23 protein-coding genes are annotated in these 21980 nt (G+C 42.1%); 10 read left to right on the forward strand and 13 right to left on the reverse strand.

Annotated features, from left to right (window positions below):
• Positions 1-20: 20 nt before the first annotated feature.
• Complete coding sequence (locus MHB83_RS02510) at positions 21-638, reverse strand: flavin reductase family protein (RefSeq protein ID WP_342496831.1); 618 nt, start codon at positions 636-638, stop codon at positions 21-23.
• A gap of 50 nt (positions 639-688) precedes the next feature.
• Positions 689-1585: an acetoin biosynthesis transcriptional regulator AlsR gene (gene alsR / locus MHB83_RS02515; protein ID WP_065097893.1), complete on the reverse strand. Its 897-nt coding sequence runs from the start codon at positions 1583-1585 to the stop codon at positions 689-691.
• 150 nt (positions 1586-1735) lie between these two features.
• On the opposite strand from alsR, the gene alsS reads away from it, so the two are divergent.
• From alsS to MHB83_RS02540, 5 genes are all read left to right on the forward strand, one after another.
• The gene (gene alsS / locus MHB83_RS02520) at positions 1736-3433 is read left to right on the forward strand and encodes an acetolactate synthase AlsS (protein WP_342496608.1); all 1698 of its coding nucleotides are present in this window, start codon (positions 1736-1738) and stop codon (positions 3431-3433) included.
• A gap of 38 nt (positions 3434-3471) precedes the next feature.
• On the forward strand, positions 3472-4242 hold the full coding sequence (gene budA, locus MHB83_RS02525) for an acetolactate decarboxylase (RefSeq protein ID WP_106030112.1): 771 nt from the start codon (positions 3472-3474) through the stop codon (positions 4240-4242).
• Positions 4243-4395: 153 nt separating this feature from the next.
• A complete protein-coding gene (locus MHB83_RS02530; RefSeq protein ID WP_003214832.1) occupies positions 4396-4872 on the forward strand; it encodes an Lrp/AsnC family transcriptional regulator in 477 nt (158 codons plus the stop codon).
• A 7-nt stretch (positions 4873-4879) separates the two neighbouring features.
• Positions 4880-5470 carry a chromate transporter gene (locus tag MHB83_RS02535; RefSeq protein ID WP_034620255.1) on the forward strand — a complete coding sequence of 197 codons (591 nt, stop codon included), beginning with the start codon at positions 4880-4882 and terminating at the stop codon, positions 5468-5470.
• Positions 5470-6003, forward strand: a complete 534-nt coding sequence (locus tag MHB83_RS02540; RefSeq protein ID WP_034620321.1) for a chromate transporter — start codon at positions 5470-5472, stop codon at positions 6001-6003. The genes MHB83_RS02535 and MHB83_RS02540 overlap by 1 nt, the downstream gene beginning before the upstream one ends.
• A 239-nt stretch (positions 6004-6242) precedes the next feature.
• Here MHB83_RS02540 and MHB83_RS02545 read toward each other — a convergent pair whose 3' ends face one another.
• Positions 6243-7562, reverse strand: coding sequence for a UDP-glucose/GDP-mannose dehydrogenase family protein (locus MHB83_RS02545; RefSeq protein WP_342496609.1), 1320 nt, complete (start codon positions 7560-7562; stop codon positions 6243-6245).
• Positions 7563-7678: 116 nt separating this feature from the next.
• The gene (locus MHB83_RS02550; RefSeq protein ID WP_003214884.1) at positions 7679-7822 is read right to left on the reverse strand and encodes a hypothetical protein; all 144 of its coding nucleotides are present in this window, start codon (positions 7820-7822) and stop codon (positions 7679-7681) included.
• A gap of 186 nt (positions 7823-8008) precedes the next feature.
• Here MHB83_RS02550 and MHB83_RS02555 point away from each other — a divergent pair, with 186 nt between their 5' ends.
• Both MHB83_RS02555 and MHB83_RS02560 read left to right on the forward strand, forming a co-directional pair.
• On the forward strand, positions 8009-9616 hold the full coding sequence (locus tag MHB83_RS02555; RefSeq protein ID WP_226804244.1) for an SWIM zinc finger family protein: 1608 nt from the start codon (positions 8009-8011) through the stop codon (positions 9614-9616).
• Positions 9603-12380 carry a DEAD/DEAH box helicase gene (locus MHB83_RS02560; protein WP_253622084.1) on the forward strand — a complete coding sequence of 926 codons (2778 nt, stop codon included), beginning with the start codon at positions 9603-9605 and terminating at the stop codon, positions 12378-12380. The genes MHB83_RS02555 and MHB83_RS02560 overlap by 14 nt, the downstream gene beginning before the upstream one ends.
• A gap of 70 nt (positions 12381-12450) precedes the next feature.
• On the opposite strand, the gene MHB83_RS02565 is transcribed toward MHB83_RS02560, so the two are convergent.
• The 3 genes from MHB83_RS02565 to MHB83_RS02575 all read right to left on the reverse strand — a co-directional run bounded on the left by MHB83_RS02565 (position 12451) and on the right by MHB83_RS02575 (position 14981).
• Positions 12451-13239: an STAS domain-containing protein gene (locus tag MHB83_RS02565; RefSeq protein WP_003214597.1), complete on the reverse strand. Its 789-nt coding sequence runs from the start codon at positions 13237-13239 to the stop codon at positions 12451-12453.
• A 153-nt stretch (positions 13240-13392) separates the two neighbouring features.
• Positions 13393-14253, reverse strand: a complete 861-nt coding sequence (locus MHB83_RS02570; protein WP_212045774.1) for a Cof-type HAD-IIB family hydrolase — start codon at positions 14251-14253, stop codon at positions 13393-13395.
• Between the two features lie 371 nt (positions 14254-14624).
• Complete coding sequence (locus tag MHB83_RS02575) at positions 14625-14981, reverse strand: hypothetical protein (protein ID WP_050944417.1); 357 nt, start codon at positions 14979-14981, stop codon at positions 14625-14627.
• Positions 14982-15098: 117 nt separating this feature from the next.
• Here MHB83_RS02575 and MHB83_RS02580 point away from each other — a divergent pair, with 117 nt between their 5' ends.
• Entirely contained in the window at positions 15099-15509 is a 411-nt protein-coding gene (locus MHB83_RS02580; protein WP_003215215.1) for a YwpF-like family protein, read from the forward strand.
• Between the two features lie 189 nt (positions 15510-15698).
• Here MHB83_RS02580 and mscL read toward each other — a convergent pair whose 3' ends face one another.
• Together mscL and fabZ are read right to left on the reverse strand one after the other, a co-directional pair.
• On the reverse strand, positions 15699-16094 hold the full coding sequence (gene mscL / locus MHB83_RS02585) for a large conductance mechanosensitive channel protein MscL (RefSeq protein WP_342496610.1): 396 nt from the start codon (positions 16092-16094) through the stop codon (positions 15699-15701).
• A 125-nt stretch (positions 16095-16219) separates the two neighbouring features.
• Positions 16220-16654, reverse strand: coding sequence for a 3-hydroxyacyl-ACP dehydratase FabZ (gene fabZ, locus MHB83_RS02590; protein ID WP_034620258.1), 435 nt, complete (start codon positions 16652-16654; stop codon positions 16220-16222).
• Between the two features lie 218 nt (positions 16655-16872).
• On the opposite strand from fabZ, the gene MHB83_RS02595 reads away from it, so the two are divergent.
• Positions 16873-17928 (forward strand): tetratricopeptide repeat protein, encoded by a 1056-nt coding sequence (locus MHB83_RS02595; RefSeq protein WP_050944418.1) that lies wholly within the window; start codon positions 16873-16875, stop codon positions 17926-17928.
• A gap of 14 nt (positions 17929-17942) precedes the next feature.
• On the opposite strand, the gene MHB83_RS02600 is transcribed toward MHB83_RS02595, so the two are convergent.
• From MHB83_RS02600 to spoIIID, 4 genes are all read right to left on the reverse strand, one after another.
• Complete coding sequence (locus tag MHB83_RS02600; protein WP_003215031.1) at positions 17943-18761, reverse strand: flagellar hook-basal body protein; 819 nt, start codon at positions 18759-18761, stop codon at positions 17943-17945.
• Positions 18762-18791: 30 nt separating this feature from the next.
• The gene (locus MHB83_RS02605) at positions 18792-19631 is read right to left on the reverse strand and encodes a flagellar hook-basal body protein (RefSeq protein WP_339160596.1); all 840 of its coding nucleotides are present in this window, start codon (positions 19629-19631) and stop codon (positions 18792-18794) included.
• 124 nt (positions 19632-19755) lie between these two features.
• On the reverse strand, positions 19756-20757 hold the full coding sequence (gene mbl / locus MHB83_RS02610) for a cell shape-determining protein Mbl (protein ID WP_012011515.1): 1002 nt from the start codon (positions 20755-20757) through the stop codon (positions 19756-19758).
• Positions 20758-20941: 184 nt separating this feature from the next.
• Positions 20942-21220 carry a sporulation transcriptional regulator SpoIIID gene (gene spoIIID, locus MHB83_RS02615; protein ID WP_008343327.1) on the reverse strand — a complete coding sequence of 93 codons (279 nt, stop codon included), beginning with the start codon at positions 21218-21220 and terminating at the stop codon, positions 20942-20944.
• 338 nt (positions 21221-21558) lie between these two features.
• Between spoIIID and MHB83_RS02620 the strand changes: the two genes are divergently transcribed.
• Positions 21559-21972, forward strand: coding sequence for a MarR family transcriptional regulator (locus tag MHB83_RS02620; RefSeq protein WP_003214738.1), 414 nt, complete (start codon positions 21559-21561; stop codon positions 21970-21972).
• The last annotated feature ends 8 nt before the right edge of the window (positions 21973-21980 follow it).

A 21980-nucleotide genomic window follows, 5' to 3' on the forward strand; every position in this document is an offset into this window, starting at 1 on the left:
GCTCTCGGGGGTTTTTCCTATTATTCTGGTCTTTTCAGCACATATGACGTCCCTAAATGGGCATAATCATTACCCGCTAAACGTGCGACTGGCTTCAATTCAGAAGTAGAAACATATCCTTTTTCCGCATCATACACAGCCTCATCTAAATGCGCACACACAACCCGGCCAATGATATGATCGACCGTGATCTCCCCTTCATCATTTTGAAAGGTAAGATGCTTTTCAAGCTGACATTCAAAGCGAATACGTGCTTCCTGAATGCCCGGCACTGACACGACATGGCTCTTTACTTGATGAAGACCGGTTCGATCCAGCTCACTCTCCTCCTGCGGCAACGTAGCAGCTGTTTCATTAATATCTTCTATCATGCCTTCATCGCTTACATGGACAACAAACTCTTCCCTGTCGATGATATGCTGCGCTGTATCTTTCATCTGACCTTCTCGTCGTCCAATAGAAACCGCAATAAGTGGCGGGTGTCCGCTGATGACATTAAAGAAACTAAATGGTGCGGCATTGACAACATCGTCTTTAGACAGACTTGTAATAAACGCAATCGGTCGTGGAACAATAGAGCCCGATAATAATTTATATGCTTCTTTTCTTGATAGCTGATCCATTTGCAACGTAATCAATTCAGACACGCCTCCTTTTGGTGTATCGACATCATACCATACCTCTTTTTCTATGCCTCTGATTCAGGCTCGGTGCGATGCAGGATATGGTGGACAAGATGAAATAAAGCAGGATTATGATTTTCTCGTCTATAGGAAATCGTCCATTCTGCCAGAAGCTGTTCACCTTCAATGGACCGATACACAACATCTAGATTAAATAAACGCCGGGCTGATTTCGGAATGACCGCAATGCCGATACCAGCTGTGACAAGGCCAATCACCATTTGATATTCAGCCGCTTCCTGCACAATATTCGGAGAAAACCCGTACTTTTCACATAGCAGGACAAAGTGTTGATAAAGGGACGGCCATGATTCCTGTGATAAAGAAATAATCGGCTCATGACGAATATCTTCGATCGTGACCGCCTCTTTTTTCGCCAGCGGATGATTTTTCGGAATCGCAAAAATACATTCACTTTGCTTCATCAAACGGCTGACCAGTTCTTCATGAGGAGATGTAGGATGTAAAAAACCGATATCAATCTCCCCATTTAAAAGCGCTCCTAGCTGCTGCGGAACAGAAAGCTGCTCCAGCTCAATACTGACAGAGGGATACAGCTCTCTGAATTCGCGTACAACTGGCGGCAGAATATCATACGTCGCTGTTCCAACAAACCCTATGATGATTTTTCCCAGCTCTCCTCTTGCTGTATGCCGGGCATGATCAACGGCTTTATCAAGCTGATGCAGCACACCACGCACCTCATGTAAAAAGACCTTTCCAGCAGCTGTTAGCTCCACCACTCGCTTCGACCGGTGAAACAAAGGAAACCCCAATTCTTCTTCAAACTGCTTAATTTGCTGACTAAGTGGCGGCTGTGTCATATTCAACCGTGCGGCTGCTCTGCCAAAATGCAGCTCCTCCGCTACTGTGACAAAGTACTGCAAATGTCTCAGTTCCATCCTTTCACTCCTCGCACACTTATTCGTGAAACATATTAAAACCACGTTAAACAGATATTGGAAATTTTCCATTTTGAAATGTATAGTAAATCATATCATGAAAATATATTTTCATAAAAAATTTTACTTGCCGAAAGGAGTGCGGGGTAAATGAATTCTCAAGCACAACCCCTAACAAGACGAGGAGCAGAATTGATTGTTGATACGCTGATTGCTCAAGGTGTGACCCATGTTTTTGCAATTCCAGGTGCCAAAATTGACGCCGTATTTGATGTATTAAAAGACAGAGGTCCAGAGCTTGTCCTATGCAGACACGAACAAAACGCCGCCTTTATGGCAGCTGCTGTCGGCCGCTTAACCGGCAAACCAGGTGTTTGTCTCGTCACATCAGGTCCTGGCGCATCTAATTTAGCAACAGGTCTATTAACAGCCAATACAGAAGGTGACCCTGTTGTCGCAATCGCGGGAAACGTCATTCGTGCAGATCGGCTAAAACGAACACATCAATCACTCGACAATGCGGCATTATTCAAACCAGTCACAAAATACAGTGTTGAAGTACAAGACGTTCATAATATACCCGAAGCCTTAACAAATGCTTTTCGCGCGGCACAAAAGGGGCAGGCTGGAGCAGCATTTATCAGCTTTCCACAAGATGTCGTGACAGAACACACCACACAAACACCAGTGTCTGCTCACCCTTCTCCAGAACTAGGTCCTGCACCGGATGCTCTCATCAGCTCGGCTATCGCCAAAATTCAAAATGCACACTTACCTGTTGCCATTGTGGGAATGAAAGCAAGTCGTCCAGCTGCTGCAAAGGCTACAAGAACATTATTGAAAACACTTGGAATTCCATTTGTCGAAACGTACCAAGGAGCCGGCGTTCTCTCAAGAGAGCTCGAGTCTCAATATATAGGCAGAATCGGTTTATTCAGAAATCAGCCGGGGGATCTTCTCATTGAACAAGCAGATGTCCTTTTAACCATCGGCTTTGATCCAATTGAATATGATCCGAAGCATTGGAATATTCAGCCGAAGCAGCGGCAGATCATCCATGTCGATGACATGCAGGCAGATATTGATCATTTTTATGAGCCAGCGCTTGAGCTTGTCGGCAATATAGCTGAAACCGTTAAACATCTAGCCCATGACAGTGTTCCACTTTCTCTATGCAAAGAACAAATTGAATTCGTCACTGAATTACAGGAGCTGTTAAGCGACATTGAAAAAGCACCAGAAAGAGAAAGTCATCAATCTCACCCGCTGGATGTCATTCATACATTAAGACGCCTGATTCCTGATAACACGAAGGTCACCTGTGATATCGGGTCTCACGCGATTTGGATGTCGCGTCACTTCCGCGTCTATGAGCCGAACACATTCCTTGTGAGCAACGGAATGCAAACATTAGGCGTCGCCTTACCATGGGCCATTGCGGCTTCCATATTGAATCCAGATGAAAAGATCATTTCGGTCTCTGGTGATGGCGGTTTTCTCTTCTCTGCAATGGAGCTAGAAACAGCCGTCCGCATGAAAACAAACCTCGTTCACCTTGTTTGGAATGACAGCACATACGACATGGTGGCATTTCAGCAGGAAATGAAATATGATCGCACATCCTGCGTTGAATTCGGACAGATCGACTTAGTGAAGTATGCGGAAAGCTTTGGAGCGACTGGATTACGGGTTAACTCACCTGAAGAGCTTTCAACTGTCCTTCAAAAGGGTATAAACATAGAAGGACCCGTTATTATTGATATTCCGATTGACTATCAAGACAACCCAGACCTAGCCAGTCATAAATGGCCAGAAGTCTTTCGTGAAAAACACACATTGAACGTCTGATAAGATGTCCATACATTACACCAAAGGAGTGAGCGGATATGGGTATGATGCACCCAATGAATCAACACAGCGACACAAGACAACATGACAAACAGCAAGAGGTCTATCAAGTATCGACGATGACCTCTTTGCTGGAAGCCGTATATGATGGAGATTTCTCCCTTTCACAAATTCCTGAGCACGGTGATTTCGGTATTGGTACATTCAATCAATTAGATGGAGAGCTGATCGGCTTTGATGGCGCATTCTACCGACTGCGCTCGGATGGAACAGCGACACCGGTTACCAATCAAGACTATTCACCCTTCTGCTCTTTAGCATTCTTTGAAACAGATATCGTTCATCGAATTGATGCAGCCATGACGAGCAAAGAGCTAGAAGAAGAAATTGACCGCATTTTACCAAGTAAGAATGTGTTTTATGCAATCCGCATTGATGGATCATTCAAAAAGGTGCAAACACGTACGGTCGAAAAACAGGAAAAACCTTACGTTCCGATGGTGGAAGCAGTCAAGTCACAGCCCATCTTCGATTTCGAGGATATTCAAGGAACGATCGCCGGTTTCCGTACACCGCAGTACGCACATGGTATTGCAGTGAGTGGATATCATCTTCATTTCATTGATGACGATCGAAGTGTCGGCGGACACGTTTTTGATTACACTGTTGATCAAGTGACCATCCGAATTTCTCAAAAACGTCATATGAATTTACACTTGCCAAATACGCAGGAATTCTTCCAAGCAGACATTGATCGAGCTGACCTCGCACAACAAATTGCCAGTGCAGAAAGCAGTCCAGATCAATAAAATAAAGACATCCCGGTGATTCCGGGGTGTTTTTTTATGCAAAAAGAATACTTATCACTTCATTACATTTCATTTCGTTAGTAAATTTAAATTCACTCATTCTATTCGTAATGAAATATGCTAAAATATCAACAGAAGAAAGGTGGTCATACGGTGTCAAACGACTATAGCATTCCGAACTTAACATTAGATGAAAGAGATAAACAAATTTTATCCATATTACACGAGGACGGGCGTATGTCCTATACAGATCTCGGGAAACAAGTCGGTCTTTCACGTGTTGCTGTACAAGCCCGTATACAGCAGCTCATTGAAGCAGGCGTCATTGAACGATTCACAACGGTCATCAATCCTGCTAAGATCGGCATTCATGTTTCTGTCTTCTTTAATGTAGAAGTGGAGCCGAAATTTTTAGAAGCAGTCGCCCTTCAGCTTGAGCAGGAAACAGCTGTCACAAGTCTTTATCACATGACAGGGCCAAGCAAGCTGCATATGCATGGCATTTTTCAAAATGAACAGGAAATGGAGACATTCCTGACAAAAAAACTGTACCCGCTAGAAGGCGTCGTGAGTGTGGACTGCCAAATGCTCATTAAACGATACAAAAGCCGAATGGGCATGAAATTGTAGACAGGAGTTGAAGCACTTGCAATCATATATCGAACTCATCATCGCTATGGTGCGAACCGGTATTCTCGGTTTTGGCGGAGGTCCTTCCGTCATACCACTCATTCGCCATGAAGCGGTGGTGAAATATCAATGGGTCAATGATGACGAGTTTGGAGAAACACTCGCCATCGCCAACGCATTACCAGGTCCGATCGCGACCAAAATGTCGGCATATCTCGGCTATCGATTGAAGGGCGTATCTGGCGCAATTGTTGCGACAGCTGCTCATATTTTACCGACATGCCTCGCCATGGTGGCACTCGTCACACTTGTCAGCGTCTTAAGCTCCTCACAAATCATTCAAAATATGATTGGCGCCGTGACACCAGTTATTGCCGTCCTGCTCGGGATCATGGCATACGAGTTTGGACAAAAAACGCTGAAAGGCTTCGGAATGATCTTCGGGATCGCTCTGTTCCTTCTTGCCTTTATCGGGCTACAGGTGCTGTCCATTCATCCAGGAATCATTGTTATCATCTTTTTATGCTATGGCGCTTTTCATTTCAAACTGAAACAACGCTGGAATCGACCAAATAAAGAGAAAGGAGTGTCTTCATGATGCTGATTTTCTTTTTATTCTGGGCATTCTTCTTGTCCAATCTATTAGGATATGGCGGAGGACCTGCATCCATCCCGCTGAATTATGAAGAAATCGTCAACCATTTTCATTGGATGACGAACGAAGGATTTTCCAATATGCTTGCTTTAGCCAATGCACTGCCAGGACCAATTGCGACGAAAATCGCGGCATATGTCGGCTATGACGTCATGGGCTGGCCAGGCTTTATCGTGGCACTGCTTGCAACTGTACTGCCATCAGCCATTGGATTGATTTTATTGCTCAAGCTGATTGACCGTTTTCGCCAATCCCCTGTCGTCAAAGGCATGACCTTATCCGTCCAGCCTGTCATTGCGATGATGATGCTTTTATTAACATGGGAAATTGGCGGAGATGCAGTGAAAGCCATTGGCTGGACGCAGTCGCTCGCCATTGCTGCGATCTCCTTTTTCTTTATGACTAAATTCAAAATGCACCCCGCCTTTCTCATTGTGGCTGCCTTTTTATATGGCGGATTCATTCTGCCGCATTAAAAAAACCGATAACATGACCTGTTATCAGTTACAAATTGTTGACAAATGGCTAAAATGAATTTTATTTTAGCCATTTGTCTTCCTTTCAGCGTGATAGAAAACCTTTGAAGTCTAGAAAGAGCGAGCACTGGAGCAGAGCGAATTTGACATTCGTGAGCACCAGCGCGCAGGTCTGACAACGAATGCGAGGGTTTGTCTACACGCTAAAACCGATAACATGACCTGTTATCGGTTTTCTTTTACATATATATTGGAGAAACTGGTCTGCGCCCAATCGAATGATACTCGACTCCTGCTTGTTCTGCCGCTTCAAGCGTATGGCAGTTTCGCCCATCGAAAATAAGCGGCTGTCTCATCCATTCCTTATAGGACGTAAGCGGGAACGTCTGAATTTCTGTCCACTCTGTTAATATACAAGCTGCATGGACATCCTTTAGCGCTTCTTCAATCGTATGAGCAAACACGACTTTTTCAGGTAGCTCACGAGCGGCATGGCGTGCGGCAACAGGATCATACGCCACAAGCTCCGCGCCTAATTGATGGAGTTCATGAGCAATTGGAACCGACGGCGCCTCCCTCATATCGTCTGTATTCGGTTTAAAAGCAAGGCCAAGAAGTGCAATTCGCTTTCCTTCAAGATTTGATCCCAGTCTCTCCTGAATGCTTCGGATAAAACCAGCTCGCTGCTCATTGTTTACTTTGATAACAGCCTTTAGCAGCTCAAAATCATGCGACACATGCCCTGCGATTTGGACAAGTGCATTTGTATCCTTTGGAAAACAAGAACCTCCGTAGCCAATCCCAGCCTTGAGAAATGAAGAACCAATCCGCTGATCGAGCCCCATTCCCTGCGCCACCCATTCAACATCAGCACCTGTTTTTTCACAAATGGAGGCAATCTCATTCATAAAGCTGATTTTGGTCGCAAGGAAAGCATTTGATGCATACTTGATCATTTCTGCACTTTTTCGGTCTGTCTTGACCACTGGCAGGTGGAAATGAGCATACATCTCCTCGAGCCGGTCTAATACAGCTTTTGTTTCAGCCCCAATAACAAGCCGATCTGCCCTCAATGTATCTGAAATGGCAGAGCCTTCTCGTAAAAACTCTGGGTTAGATGCAATCGATAATGGCTCATTCCGTCCTAATTCTTGATGGATCATCTGTTCGATTTGATCACCCGTTCCAACAGGCACCGTACTTTTCACCACAAGAACCGCACCTGATTTCGCTTTTGTACCCATCTCCTTTGCGGCTTGAAACACATATTGTAAATCAGCTTGGCCATCTGCCTGCTGCGGGGTGCCAACCGCAATCATTAACACATCTGCCCGCGAGTAGGCTGCCTCTCCATTTATGTGAAATTGAATTCGTCCTTGCTCAAGATTGCGTTTCAGCAGTTCTTTTAATCCTGGCTCATACATAGGTGGATGTTCCTGTTTCAGCTGCATGACCTTTCTCCGGTCAATATCAATACACGCCACATTGTGCCCTGCCTCCGCTAAACACACACCTGTGACCAGTCCCACATATCCACAGCCTGCAATTGCAATATTCATGACACCATCAGCTCCCCATACGCCTTATGCTTGTAATGACATCGTATGCCGGGAGCTTTCGTTCCATTCATAAAAGCATACAAAAACCCCCTGCCATCACCAGCAGGGGGTCACTTTTATGAAACAAGACCATTTCGAATATGAGCAATCAGATTTTCAAGCATTTCTTTTGTGGTGACATCATTTGAATTCTCACCAATATCATGAGCGTACATCAAAATTTTTAAAAACTCTTCTTGATTCAAACCCTTATTATCCATGTCTGTATCCTTTCGATTCCACTAATTTCATTATTATATGCTGTAAGGTTGGTTTATGCAATACTCTAATACATCATTCGACAGCTTTTGAAATTTATGACCATTTTCATGAAAAACTTTTTTATAAATCACCATTGAGCTATAATAAAAGAATTGGAATCTTTTACTTGGTTAGGAGCGGATCAAATGCTTCAGCACAACATCAACGAGGAAGAAATCAAACAAACAGCCGAACAGATCAAAGAACTTCTTCCTGCAACAGATGAAAACAAACAACTCATCAAAAAAGCATTGATTACTTATAGACAGGACAGTGTATATCGTCTCAAGCAAGAATCTGATACGGAATGGTCAGCTTATGTACATGATGTTGTGGCAGCAAGAGTCCATCTTCATGTGCTGTTTCCTGTGAGAAGCAGCTGCTCATGTCCGGCAGATGGACTTTGTAAACACATTCTCGCTGTCTTCTTTTCGCTATACGCTCAAGTGGAGAGTGTGACTGGATTTACAGAAAATTGGTCAGAAAAGGATGAATTACAGCGCAGCAAAGAATTGATTCGCCAGCACTTCCAAGTGAAGCGCCCAGACGAACAATCACTCCAAAGCTGGCTGAATTTTTTCCAAGAGGAATTTAACCTCTGGCTGAAACGGACACCAAAGCATCAGCAAACACCGCAGCATTTGTATTACGGCTATTTATCGATCCTAAAAAAACACGCACCTCATTCTCCTGAATTCAAGAGTTTGTATGCGATTCATACGTCAATCGATGTGTGGTTAAGGATTCATGAATTAATCGACCTTGGCCAGCTTGATGCCGAGAAGGACTTTTATTCCATGAATCCATATGTCGAACAGCTTATGAACACCATTTTCGATTCAGTGGATCACTTGAAGACATACGCCCTTTCCTTTTCCCTCGATCCGTTTCTTGAAAACACACCAACTGCCGTTCGGACACTTCTTCAAATAAACGGACCTTTCCAGCATGAACGAGTAGCGGTCTTTATGGAGATTTGGGGCACCATATTAAATAGAGGGAAATGGGTTAAAAAAGAAACAGAATTACTAAGAAACGCTCAGCAGCAAGAACAAACGGTTGAATGTACCATCGGATTGATGCACATGGATTATTTAATGAAAGAAGACGATAGCCTCTTTCAGCAATTAAAGCTGCTCAATGCAGATATGCTGCCAAATGTGCTCAATTGGCTGAAGGATCTGACAAACCGCAAGGACTGGAAGCGGCTCAAGCTCTGGTATCATGAGATCACCTATATTTTAGAAGAATATTGCCAGCTCGACCTTTCCTACAGAGAACTGCGAGGAGCCGTCAGTGATTTCTTCTTTTATTTAGACGCATATTTTAAGCAGACGAAGGATCATCATTTATATGAACGCTACCTCCAGATTTGCATGCCCTATGCGTTTACTGAATATAGTCAGCTATTATATGCACAACAGCGTTATGCAGAATGGATTGAGATTCACAGCCTTGTTGGTTTCTCCATCAGTGAACTGGAGAAGGATCTGATCAAACAAATTGCAAAAGAGGAGCCTGAAGCGCTCATTCCATCATATCACCGTGAAATCTCACAGCTTCTCGATCAAAAGAATCGAAGTGCTTACCGAGAATCTGTGAAAATGCTAAAAAAACTGCGCACGCTTTATCATAAAACGAAAAAAACTGCGATTTGGGAAAGATATGTAAAGCAGCTACAGGATTCAACGAAACGGCTGCGTGCGTTCCAAGAGGAAATGAAGAAAGGAAAATTAATTGATGACACGCCATAAACAAATTGTCATTCATGCAGAACAAACAGAAGATTTCTCTTTCACCATTTCAGCGCAAGCAGAGGACGGACACCCTGTTCCGCTTAATGAAATGAAGAGGCAGCTTTTCCAATGGCACGAATCGTCTTTTTACGGAACATTTTTAGAAGATGTGAGCTTTATTGGCACACCTGCCTTCCTGCTAAGCCCTTGGATGACCGTCGAACTGCTAGGAAAAAATTCGTTTAATACCTTTAGTCATGTGACACTAACCGATGAAACGGAACCACTGATGAAGACCGCCTCCACCATTTATGAATTCATTGAGGATGAAGATTTCATTCCCGATTACGAGGCATGGACAAAAGGTGTGCTTCGTTTTAAAGACAAAGAAGGACTATTAGATGGCTATACGGCTGAGTGGTTCTCCTTTGCCGTACAGGATTATATTCAATATGATGATGCCTTACAGCACAAATGGAACCGGATGACAGAACAATCGCCTGCGCTCTCATCCTTCCAAGGACATTTTTTAGATGAGCAGGATTTCTTGGAAACGATTGGCTGGATTGATGACGACACACCTTTCACTGTCGGCTTGCGTTTAAATGAACCGGATTTCGACGGAGATGATTGGAAAATCGAATTGTTTTTGCGTGATAAGAAAAACAGCGACCTTCACTTTTTTGAAGGCATCCGTTCATTGAAAAGGTCTTGGCATCCGTATCAAGATAAAATCTCAAGAGAGCTGGAACGATTCGGTCAAATTGTCCCTTGGCTTTCTTTCACATCTGGCACCACGCTCATGTCAGAAGACGAAGCATGGCTCTTCCTATCTGAAGCAAGTGAAACACTTGTGAATATGGGCATTGAGATCCTGCTCCCATCGTGGTGGCAAATTGTCAAAGAAAGCACCATGATGCTAAAAGCAAGGATTTCCTCTACCCCTAGAGGCGAGTCGCATGTCGGAATGGATGCCTTGATGGACTTTAATTGGCGCTTCGCTACAAATGGCATCGAGCTGACAGAAGATGAGTTCAACGAGCTTGTCCAAAGTAAACGGCGCCTTGTCAATATTCGTGGACAATGGATCAAAATCGATCCAACCTTCATCCAGCAAATGAAAAAATGGATGGAGCGTGCCGAAAATGAAGGGCTGCACATGTCTGATATTTTGTCACGTGAACTGGCAGATCAAGAAGCATCCTCTGAATCGATTCCAGAGCTGCTAGACAGCTCAGCATTTGCACATATTCAATTTGAACTTTCGTCTCAATTAAGAGGGCTTGTTCATCAGTTAAATGATACGCATGAGCTGCCTTCCTACGAAATGAGTGAGTCCTTCAAAGGCACACTCAGGCCGTATCAGCAGCATGGTGTCAACTGGCTGTTATTCTTAAGATCTCATGGATTTGGGGCTTGTTTAGCAGACGATATGGGTCTTGGAAAAACGATTCAAATGATTGCGTATTTCACATATTTAAAGGAGCAGGAGCAAAATGCCGCTCCATCTCTCATCATTGCGCCGACCTCTGTTTTAGGAAACTGGCAGCGGGAGCTTGAAACCTTCGCACCACATTTGAATGTTGCCTTGCATTACGGGCCATCACGCCCTCAAGGGGAACACTTTACAAAGGCATACGAGTCAACAGATATTGTCCTGACGTCTTATGGACTCTCACATTCTGATCGTGATGAATTAACGTCAGCAAAGTGGGATACGATTTGTTTAGACGAAGCCCAAAACATTAAGAATGCCCATACGAAACAATCGAGAGCGATCAGACAGCTCAAAGGGCAGCATCACATTGCCCTTAGCGGGACACCTATGGAAAACCGTTTAACAGAGCTTTGGTCCATTTTTGACTTCGTCAACAAAGGATATCTCGGCAGCCTGACGAGCTTTCATAAGAAATTCGTTCTGCCGATTGAAAAAGATCGTGATGAAAAAAGAATTGAACAGCTGCAGCAGCTGATTAAGCCTTTCCTATTAAGACGAACAAAGCAAGATGAAGAGGTCGCCCTGAACCTGCCTGAGAAACTCGAAGAAAAAGAATTCATCCCGCTATCTGCTGAGCAGGCTTCTTTATATGAACAGCTCGTGAAAGATACATTCGAACACATGGCTTCGTTAACAGGAATGCAGCGGAAAGCCATTATTTTAAGTATGCTCGGCAGACTCAAACAGATTTGCGATCACCCGGCTCTCTATTTAAAAGAGAGTGGAACCGATGTGAAACTGCTGAAACGTTCATTAAAAATGGATAAACTCGCAGAGCTGTTAAAAGCAATACATGAGCAAGGAGAAAGCTGCCTCATTTTTACGCAGTATATTGGAATGGGGAACATGATCAAGCAACTGGCGGAAAAAATGTTTGGAGAACCAGTTCAATTTTTAAATGGCAGTCTGTCCAAACAGGAACGGGATAAAATGGTGGACCGCTTCCAGAAGAAAGAATTCAACATCTTAATTCTCTCTTTAAAAGCAGGAGGAACAGGACTTAACCTAACCGCCGCAAACCATGTCATTCACTACGACAGATGGTGGAATCCTGCTGTGGAAAACCAAGCGACCGACCGTGCTTATCGGATCGGACAAAAACGATTTGTTCACGTCCATAAGATGATCACAACGGGCACGATTGAAGAAAAAATCGATCAAATGCTCGAAACAAAGCAAACGTTAAATGATCAAATTATCCAAAGTGAAAGCTGGATTACAGAGCTATCGACAAACGAACTAGAAGATTTATTCACATTAAGTGCCGCCGCTCAATCATCTTAATCCAAGCAAAAAGAGGACTTTTCTCAAACATGATGAAAAGTCCTCTTTTTTCATTTCATATGAACATAGGTTAAATGTGCAGTTTTTTCAATGCAGATTTCACGTTCATATACGTATTCAATTCACGGAAGTCTTCTCTCATTTCTCCCATTTTCATCGCAAGATTCGGTTTAATTCCTGTCACGATGAGTTCCGTACCTGTCATTAAAATCAAATCGTTCAGCTTAAAGATCGCATCTGCCACAAATGAATCGACTTCTAATAAACCAGACAGATCGACAATAAAATAATCGTCCTTGGATTGAGATATATAGGTGGAGACTGTGGAGATAATCTTATCAAATCTTGGCGCTGTTAACGTACCAATGATCGGTAACACAGAAATACCATCTTTCACAGGAACAATGGGAACGGAAATGTTCAGCACTTCATCAATTGATTGCTCAAGAAGCTCCTGCTGTTCCTTCTCTTTCGTGACATCTTTTTGCAGACCAACGAAATAAAGACGTTTCCCTTCATTTTCGTCAATCCAAAGAGGAGCTACACTTAACTCATTCCAAAACATCTGTCCAGATTTTTTATAATTTTTCAGCTGAACAGTGACAGCCTCTTTGTTCTCAATAGCTGTTCTAATTTGTTGGAGAGCAATTTGCTCTGTTTCATTTCCTTGAAGGAAACGACAATTCTTCCCCAATACTTCGGGTTCTTGATAGCCTGTCATATCTAAAAAGCCCTTGTTCACATATATTAAAGGATTATCAGGTAAAGACGGGTCCGTCACCGTCAGGCCAACCTGAGTATAGTCTAAGGCTTCCTTGATTAAATGCAGATTTTCGGACTTATAAGATTCCAGCGCCATTCGTTTACTCTCCTTAATTTCCTTACAAGCGGGTTATGTTCATAATTAAATTATATGATGTTCCACATCATGTGTAAATAGAAGTAGTTCTGAATTACTCTTTTGTAGAATGCGCTTTATCCTATGTGATTTATACAACGACATCCGATGCATCTATTTCAACAGGTGTCGAATCATATACGCAACACCATGTTCATCATTTGTTAACGTGACATGATCAGCGATTTCTTTCATATCCTGTCTCGCATTGCCCATCGCAACCCCAACACCAGCTGCTCGAAGCATCGATTCGTCATTTAAACTGTCTCCTACAGCCGCTGTCTGTCTTAAAGGAACACCAAGTCGTTCTGCCAGCCTTGTTAATGCCTGGCCTTTAGATGCGTCCTTAGCACCAATTTCAAAGTTGTGATCGGCTGAACTGACCATTGTGACATCTGAATCATCACCAAACATATCCCATCCTGCCTTCAATCTGTCTTCAAAGAAAGAGAAACCTAAGATGTTGTAGAATGAAAGCTTTCGATCCTCACGAAACAACTCTTTATATGTATCAATATAAGAAAAACCCGACTGACTGTATTGCACTTCTGCCGCTTGTTTTAAAACACTCAGGTCCGCTTCTGGATTTGCACTTTTTAAGCGATCCATTTCAATCGCAAGAAGCTCTCTACCACGATTCGGTGTGAAAATGGCTTCGTTTGTAAAAACTTCATAATAATAATCACGTTCTTCAAGCCACGACAATATGCGTTTGGCCTTTTCTTCTTGTAAAGCAACTGAATGATATACTTGTCCAGCCGGATCATGAATCACAGCTCCATTGGCACTAATCACCCATGTATTCATCCCAAGCTCATCAAAAATAGACCTCACATCAAAATACGCTCTTCCTGTAGAAACGACAACTTCCAATCCATTCGCCGCTGCTTCCTTTAATGCCTGCTCATTTTCCTGACTCACTTTGTGTTCACTATTCAATAACGTTCCGTCTAAATCCGTTGCAATCAATTGAATGTTTGTCATCGTTCTCTCCTTTTTGTCTCCATTTTGGCTATCATACCGCTGATAAAATCCATCATCAAGAGGTGATCGGTTTATCATTGAATAAAAGGGTACCCGGCCACGCTACATGACCGGATACACACAAGGGGATTTAAGGGGACACATGACCTATACAAAGAAGCGATGGTTCTATTACGCAGTGTTCTTATGCTCAAGGCAGCGTCTATCAGCTTTAGCTAGAGGGGGCTGTCAGATGCTAGACGTTACCTTTTGATTCAGACCGTACCTCCTTTCCTTTCAACTGCCCTTAGTCTACCGAGAAATGTTGTATATGACAAAACATGAAAATGACAAAATTCCCCCTCAAATTCTCTATTTCCTCTTTAATTTCTGCTTTTTACCGCTTGAGTATAAAACATCATCTTGTTTTGTTTGATGAAAAACTTATTTTTCATAAATTGATAAAAAACATCTGAATGAATCCAATTACTAGAAGGCATGTGAATATAATCAGATCCGTCCCACGCAAACCAATAAAAACAAAGCTGCCCGTCATGAATCGACAATTGAAATTCAAAGTAGTCCATTTGATCCTCGGTGACGTATTGAAACGTGAGTGACTCGCCTTCTTCCATGTACACATCACAAAATGAAAGAATGTCTCCCCACGAATAAACGCGCATTTTGCTCTTTGCCTTCTCCTCGCCAATATGTATGTTTCGCAATTGATAAGACTCCATAAAACATCTCCTTTCACTCATATGCAGCTCGCTTTAAGCAGGCAGCGGTTTCATTTATACAGATGTTGTATGCTATAATGTTACTTACGAATAATGAACGCTTGTGAGGTGCAAAAAATGAAAACCTTTAGGCTGATTGATTTAAAAATCGAACTTGATCCAAAGCAAGATAAAATGTCCAGCATTCCCCTTCGTGACGGTTTAATCATTAATAAAGAAGATGGTGAAAATCACTGGATGATCGAGGCACTCATTCCAAAGAAACATAGACAGGTGTTTGAGGTGCTCTTTCAGCAGCACACTGAAGTGAAGATTCTAGTAACGATCACAAAAGAAAACAACCGCCCTGTTCATCTATCTGTCCAAGTCAAAAACATTGTTGCTTTAGAAGAAAACATTTCTGTGCTGCTCGATGGTAAGATGATTACAAATCGTTACAGAACAGAAACCGAAGAAGTACTTAAAGACCTCGTCAAAGAGGGGCTTTCCGGAGAAAAACTGCTGGATGCATTTAAACAAAACACATAAAAAGAGCGGGATTAGCCGCTCTTAGATAGTTGACAAAGGGCTAAAATGAATCTTATTTTAGCCCTTTGTCTTCCTTTCAGCGTGATAGAAAACCTTTGCAGTCTAGAAAGGGCGAGCACCGAAGCACAGACCTGACAACGAATGCGAGGGTTTGCCTACACGCTGAGAGCGGGGTTAGCCGCTCTTTTTCTATTGCACATCTTTCGATTGGCTTTGATGTTTCAAGAGATCTCTAATTTCAGTTAGTAAAACTTCCGTTTGATCCGGCGTTTCTACAACCTCTTCTCCCTCTACCTTTTTCCGTTTTAATTTATTCAAATAACGAATAAAGATAAAAATGGAAAACGAGATAATCAAGAAATCAATCACTGTTTGTATGAAGCTTCCATATAAAATTTGCGCAGATCCGATCTTAATAGATAGACCGCTAAAATCATGTCCGCCAATAATAATACCGACGAGCGGCATGATCAAATCATTCACAAGAGAAGTGACAATTTTGCCAAATGCTCCCCCAATGATGACACCTACAGCCAAGTCAATGACATTTCCCTTGACTGCAAATTCTCTAAATTCTTTCAGCATCTTTTATCACCTTCATCTTTTTTGTCTAATATGACGTTTTTTTGTCAAAAATGCAAGTCCTGATCCGTTCAGACTAGTTGTTTCCATATAAAAAGCGATTCATCCTTGATGAACCGCCAGGCAAATCATGATACTTTAGGACCGATAGAAAATGTAAGTTCTGCTTCACATGCCACTTCGCCATCTACTGTGGCTACTGCTTTTCCTTTTGCAACTGGACCCTTGAGGCGCGTCACTTCTACCTCTAAACGAAGCTGATCGCCAGGCTTCACCTGTCTTTTGAAACGGCAGCCGTCAATTCCTGCAAATAAACCAATTTTCCCTTTGTTTTCTTCTTTGCCTAACATAATGACTCCAAACACCTGCGCAAGTGCTTCTACAATTAGCACACCCGGCATGACTGGGTATCCTGGGAAATGACCATTAAAAAATTCTTCGTTTACTGTGACATTTTTAATCCCAACCGCTCTTTTCTCTCCCTCAACCTCTAAAATACGGTCGACCAATAAGAATGGATAACGGTGTGGAATAATGTCTTGAATTTGCTGAGCATCAAGCATATCTTGATCTCTCCTTTTTTCTATATCGATGATCTTCATTTGATTCCTATAGAAGTATATTATGAATGCTCGTATTTTTCAACGTCCGCTCCACATATATGGTAAAAAATAGAATCTACTATTACCTATTGTCATCAAATATAATCCACACTACACTCATTGTTTTTTCACAAATATGGTAATATATATTACATCATTGATTGAATAAGAGGGTAAAAATGAATTTTATAAGTGATAAATCCATTAAAAAACTTCTCCATTCGTGGTATACAATGCTAAAGCATCGACATTTTTCGAAGGCTGAAGAAATCAAAACAACTCTATTAAAACATCAACGTAAAATATCAAAAAAACAGGAACTCTATTTACATTATCAGCTGATGCTTTTTCGCCAGCAGCTCTGGATGAATCAGACAGAGGACTTAGAAAAAATGAAACATGAATTGATGCAGCACAAAGATGATATGAACGAAGAACTGGCCTATTACTTTTACTTCTTTCTCGGACTTTACGAAGCTTTAAACAGCGATCAAAATGATGCGATCTACTATCTCGAAAAGGCGGAAGAACGACTGTCGTTCCTTAACGATGAGCTGGAGGAAGCAGAGTTCCATTTCCGTACAAGTGGTGTTTATTACAACAACCGCTATTCGTTGCTATCGATTCGTCATGTTCAAAAAGCCATGGATATCTTTGCAAAGCATGGGGATGACCACAGCCTCTATCGTTGTAAAATTGTGCTTGGTCTTAATTATAGCGATCAAAAAAAATATGAAGAAGCAGAAGCTCTTTTTATTGAGATCATCGAATACGTGAAAATCATTGATGATCAAGAACTGCTCGGTATCGTTTATTATGACGCTGGCTTTATTCAGTCGAGACAAAACCGTCACAAGAAAGCGCTGGAATACTTTAAAAAAGCACTTCGTCTGCCAGCATACCGAAAGTCCGCACACTCTTATGTATCGTGCCTCTACGAAACAGTGCGTTCCTGTTATAAAGAAAATTTAACCGATGAAGGTATGAAGTATATTCAAAAAGGATTAAAAGAAGCCGTTGCTTCACAATTTGATATATTAAGAATCAAGTTCCAAATCTTATTTCTTCTCTACAGCCAAACGCCAAAGGCAGATGAGCAGATTGCAAGGCTCGTCACATGCCTTGAACGAAAAGAGGCTTGGATTGATCTTGAGGATCTGCTTGCCGATGTCTCAGATTTTTATAAAAAAAAGGGCGACTTTGAGCGAGCCGCCTTTTTTATCATGAGAGGCTGATGTCAGCCTGCCCATTATCGAATTGTATTTACTAATCCAAGCATCTGATCGCCCATCGTAATCGTTCTTGAGTTCATCTGATAGGAGCGCTGTGTTGTCATGAGATCTGTTAATTCTTTAGACATGTCCACATTCGACGTTTCAAGTGCACCTTGCTGAAGCTGAATCGCTTGGCGGTTTGCTCCATTCAGTGCTGTTAATGCACCTTGATAAGTACCGTCAACTGAGAACAAATTATCTCCTTCAGAGACAAGTGCTGAAGAGTTATTGACTTGTACAACACCTAGATTCACTTGCTGATTCGGTTGATTATCTCTTGAAATGGCTGTTAGACGTCCATTTTTATCAATTGAAATATCACGGAAATTCGCATTTAAGACGATTTCATTTCCGTTTTCATCAAGAATCGGATGGCCTTCGCTAGTGACAAGCTGCACTTGATTACGATTATTGCCTGGCTGTAAGTAAAGAGAACCGTCTCTTGTATAACGAATATTACCGCCGACATTGACCTGCATATACTGAGACGGCGCTCCAAATGCAACATCAAGATCACGACCTGTTTCTTTAATCGAGCCTTGCAGCGAGTTAATGGACGCATTCACCATCGTACCCGTACCAAGCCTTAGCCCATCAGGTGTCAGACGACTGTTTGCCACCTGCGCATTTTTTTCATCCACCTGGTTGAACTGTTGTCTGATCAGCTCTGAGAAACGGGTATTTTTCGCACGGTACCCTGTTGTTTCACTGTTCGCGATGTTATTACTGATAATATCAAGCTGCTTTTGTACTTCGTTCATTGATACAGCTGCATTGATCATTGTTCTAAGCATGAGAATCCTCCTTTCTTTTTCATTTCTTGATTAGTACACTCTGCCAATTTCATTCACTGCTTTTTCTAAGCTTTTATCATACGCCTGAACCACTTTTTGGTTTGTTTCAAATGCTCGATAGGCGGTTGTCATTTCTGTATATGATTTCGTCACATCCACGTTCGACAGCTCCGATACACCTTGACTTAACGTATAGGACATTTGACCGTTATTGACTGCGCTTGGCAGGGGCTGGTTATCAGTTGTACGGTATAAATCATTTCCTTCTCTCGCTAAGTTCCTTGTATCCATCGCAACACGCACATCAATTTGCCCGAGATTTTGTCCATTTTCACTCACAGTTCCATCTGCATTCACTTTGAAATTCTCACTCTGAACCGTAATTGGCTGACCTGTGACAGAAAGAAGGGCACGTCCATTGATAGTCAACTGATTTTGTGCGTTCATTGTAATTGAGCTGCTTTTCGTATAACGAACGCCTTCTGGTGTATTGACCGCATAAAAAAGCGCTGATTTCTGATTGGTCTCCGGGTTGATCGGCACATTATTTTCGACTAGTGCGACATCCGTTGTTTGATCTGTTGTTTTTAAAGTTCCTTGTGTAAATTGAGGAATCAGTTCCTGCATATATGTCCCCGTATTAATGCCGCCAATCGGCGTTTGCTGTGGAACACTAAAACCTTTGCCTGAGGAAGTTTGGAAACGTCCTGACTCCATTCGGCTTAGCAGCATTTCTGGAAATGCCCGCATGGTCCCCTCATCCGCTTTATATCCTGGCGTATTCGCATTTGCGATATTATTTGAAAGCATTTCTGTCCGCCGCTCTTGAGCGATCATGGCAGATGTTGCGGTATATAGTCCTTTTAACACGTGCTCACCTCATTAAAATTCTTTCACATGACCTAAACACAATCTTCTATGAAATATATCGGCATATTTGCAGGGTTCTTTAATAAAAATCCCCCATTCTTTCGAAAAAGAATGAGGGACATCATTAGCTGAGTTTACGCTTTGGCAGCTTGTCCATATTATCAAGCATGACGCCAGTACCAACAGCTACACAATCCATCGGATTCTCAGCCACGAAAACTGGTACTTTCAGCTCTTCTGCAAGCAATTGATCAAGCCCGTTTAGAAGAGCTCCGCCACCTGTAATGATGACGCCGCGATCAATAATATCAGCTGATAATTCAGGCGGTGTTCTCTCAAGAACTTGCTTCGCAGCCTGAACAATCGCAGATACAGATTCACGCAATGCTTCTTCTACTTCTTTGCTTGTGACGGTAATCGTTCTTGGTAATCCTGTCACCATGTCTCGTCCACGAATTGAAATCTCTTCATGACGTGCGTCTGGGAATACCGTTGCAACTTGGATCTTAATATCCTCAGCCGTGCGTTCACCGATCAACAGCTTGTACTCTTTTTTAATGTAGTTGAGAATTTCCAGATCAAATTTATCTCCAGCCATTTTAATAGAAGAGGCGGTTACAATGTCACCCATTGAGATGACAGCAATATCTGTCGTTCCGCCTCCAATATCTACGACCATGTTTCCACTTGGCTGAAAAATATCCATACCAGCACCAATAGCTGCTACTTTTGGCTCTTCTTCAAGAAATACATGCTTACCGCCGCTTTTTTCAGCAGCTTCTTTGATCGCCTTCTGCTCAACAGATGTAATGTTTGTTGGGCAGCAGATGAGCATACGCGGCTTAGAGAATAGCCCTTTCACATTTAATGAGTTAATAAAATGCTTGAGCATCGCTTCAGTTACTTCAAAATCAGCAATTACGCCATCTTTTAATGGACGAATCGCAACAATATTCCCAGGCGTACGTCCAACCATACGTCTAGCCTCTTCTCCAACAGCCAAAACTTTCCCGCTGTTTTTGTCAAGAGCTACAACAGATGGTTCATTTAACACAATTCCTTTTCCTTTGACATGAATCAGTACATTGGCAGTACCAAGATCAATTCCAATATCCCTAGCAAACATCTATATATATCCTCCTTGAAAATCTGTTTCCATAGCAAATACCACATTCTGCCCTAATTATATATTCTATCATAATTTGCAGAAAAAAAGATATTTCTTTACAAAAGTCTTTACAAAATTTGTGGTTAGAAACTACCGATATGAGGAAGATATATATATCATGTTTAAGAACAAAGAACTAATCTTATTGTTTCACAGGCTCGCCTTCTAAAATTTCTTCTTTTTTATACTTTAATTTAGTGGCTTCTCCCCCTCGCAAGTGGCGGATTGATTTATGATAATCCAGTATCTCCTTCACTTCATTAGCCAGATCTGGATTAATTTCTGGCAGTCTTTCTGTTAAATCCTTGTGTACAGTACTTTTAGAGACTCCAAATTCTTTCGCAATTACACGAACGGTTTTCTTTGTCTCCACGATATACTTTCCTATCTTGATTGTTCGCTCTTTGATGTAATCGTGCACACCACTCGACCTCCCTAAAATGGATGTGAGAAGTGTGAAATGAGATCCGTATCAATATTGTCCATTTTCAGCGGCGCTTGTTCGTCTTAATTCCTCATCCATTAGGTAGTAAATGCCAAACACGATCCCTCACCTCAAACACTCTCTTTGTCAGGTTTGTAACAGTGTATTAGCATTGCATAGGGAATATGCTAAAAATGAAGATGGGACAAGGGATTTATCAGAAAATGCAATCATTTCGAGTGGCGAAAATTTTCACTTTACAAGAATGGGTCGAGCACGTAAAATAGAAAAGGTGATTTTATTTACCTAGCTAAATATTGAATAAAGGTGATCATATGGATACGTTAAATAGAGAGTGTTTACATCAAATACACCAAAGCGCCAGGTTGCTGTCTAAAAAGGCGAACGAAGCGCTTGCTGCTTATGACTTGTACATGTCCCAATGGACTGTACTTTTTTGTTTGGATACATTCGGTCCGAAAACCCAAAAAGACATTTGGACATATTTGAACGTCGAAGCCCCAACCATTACCCGAACCGTAACCCGTCTAGAAGCAAATGGCTGGGTGAAACGTGTACAAGGAAAAGACAAACGTGAAAATCTGATCGTGATGACAGATGATGCTAAGGCCCGATTTGAAGAAATCAAACGTACGATGGAACAATTTGAAGAAGAATGTCTTTCAAATTTCACCCACGAAGAAAAACAACTCCTCCATACACTTTTACACAAATTATCAACTGAATAGGAAGTGAC

This window comes from Bacillus sp. FSL K6-3149, from assembly GCF_038630515.1.
In the GTDB taxonomy this organism is placed as follows: Bacteria; Bacillota; Bacilli; order Bacillales; family Bacillaceae; genus Bacillus; species Bacillus pumilus.

Excerpts from the sequence above, each read along its gene's own strand:
- alsR (WP_065097893.1), bottom strand. The coding sequence starts at position 1,585 with ATGGAACTGAGACATTTGCAGTACTTTGTCACAGTAGCGGAGGAGCTG.
- alsS (WP_342496608.1), top strand. The coding sequence starts at position 1,736 with ATGAATTCTCAAGCACAACCCCTAACAAGACGAGGAGCAGAATTGATT.
- budA (WP_106030112.1), top strand. The coding sequence starts at position 3,472 with ATGGGTATGATGCACCCAATGAATCAACACAGCGACACAAGACAACAT.
- MHB83_RS02540 (WP_034620321.1), top strand. The coding sequence starts at position 5,470 with ATGCTGATTTTCTTTTTATTCTGGGCATTCTTCTTGTCCAATCTATTA.
- MHB83_RS02545 (WP_342496609.1), bottom strand. The coding sequence starts at position 7,562 with ATGAATATTGCAATTGCAGGCTGTGGATATGTGGGACTGGTCACAGGT.
- MHB83_RS02550 (WP_003214884.1), bottom strand. The coding sequence starts at position 7,822 with ATGGATAATAAGGGTTTGAATCAAGAAGAGTTTTTAAAAATTTTGATG.
- MHB83_RS02555 (WP_226804244.1), top strand. The coding sequence starts at position 8,009 with ATGCTTCAGCACAACATCAACGAGGAAGAAATCAAACAAACAGCCGAA.
- MHB83_RS02560 (WP_253622084.1), top strand. The coding sequence starts at position 9,603 with ATGACACGCCATAAACAAATTGTCATTCATGCAGAACAAACAGAAGAT.
- MHB83_RS02565 (WP_003214597.1), bottom strand. The coding sequence starts at position 13,239 with ATGGCGCTGGAATCTTATAAGTCCGAAAATCTGCATTTAATCAAGGAA.
- MHB83_RS02575 (WP_050944417.1), bottom strand. The coding sequence starts at position 14,981 with ATGGAGTCTTATCAATTGCGAAACATACATATTGGCGAGGAGAAGGCA.
- MHB83_RS02580 (WP_003215215.1), top strand. The coding sequence starts at position 15,099 with ATGAAAACCTTTAGGCTGATTGATTTAAAAATCGAACTTGATCCAAAG.
- mscL (WP_342496610.1), bottom strand. The coding sequence starts at position 16,094 with ATGCTGAAAGAATTTAGAGAATTTGCAGTCAAGGGAAATGTCATTGAC.
- fabZ (WP_034620258.1), bottom strand. The coding sequence starts at position 16,654 with ATGCTTGATGCTCAGCAAATTCAAGACATTATTCCACACCGTTATCCA.
- MHB83_RS02595 (WP_050944418.1), top strand. The coding sequence starts at position 16,873 with ATGAATTTTATAAGTGATAAATCCATTAAAAAACTTCTCCATTCGTGG.
- MHB83_RS02600 (WP_003215031.1), bottom strand. The coding sequence starts at position 18,761 with ATGCTTAGAACAATGATCAATGCAGCTGTATCAATGAACGAAGTACAA.
- mbl (WP_012011515.1), bottom strand. The coding sequence starts at position 20,757 with ATGTTTGCTAGGGATATTGGAATTGATCTTGGTACTGCCAATGTACTG.
- MHB83_RS02620 (WP_003214738.1), top strand. The coding sequence starts at position 21,559 with ATGGATACGTTAAATAGAGAGTGTTTACATCAAATACACCAAAGCGCC.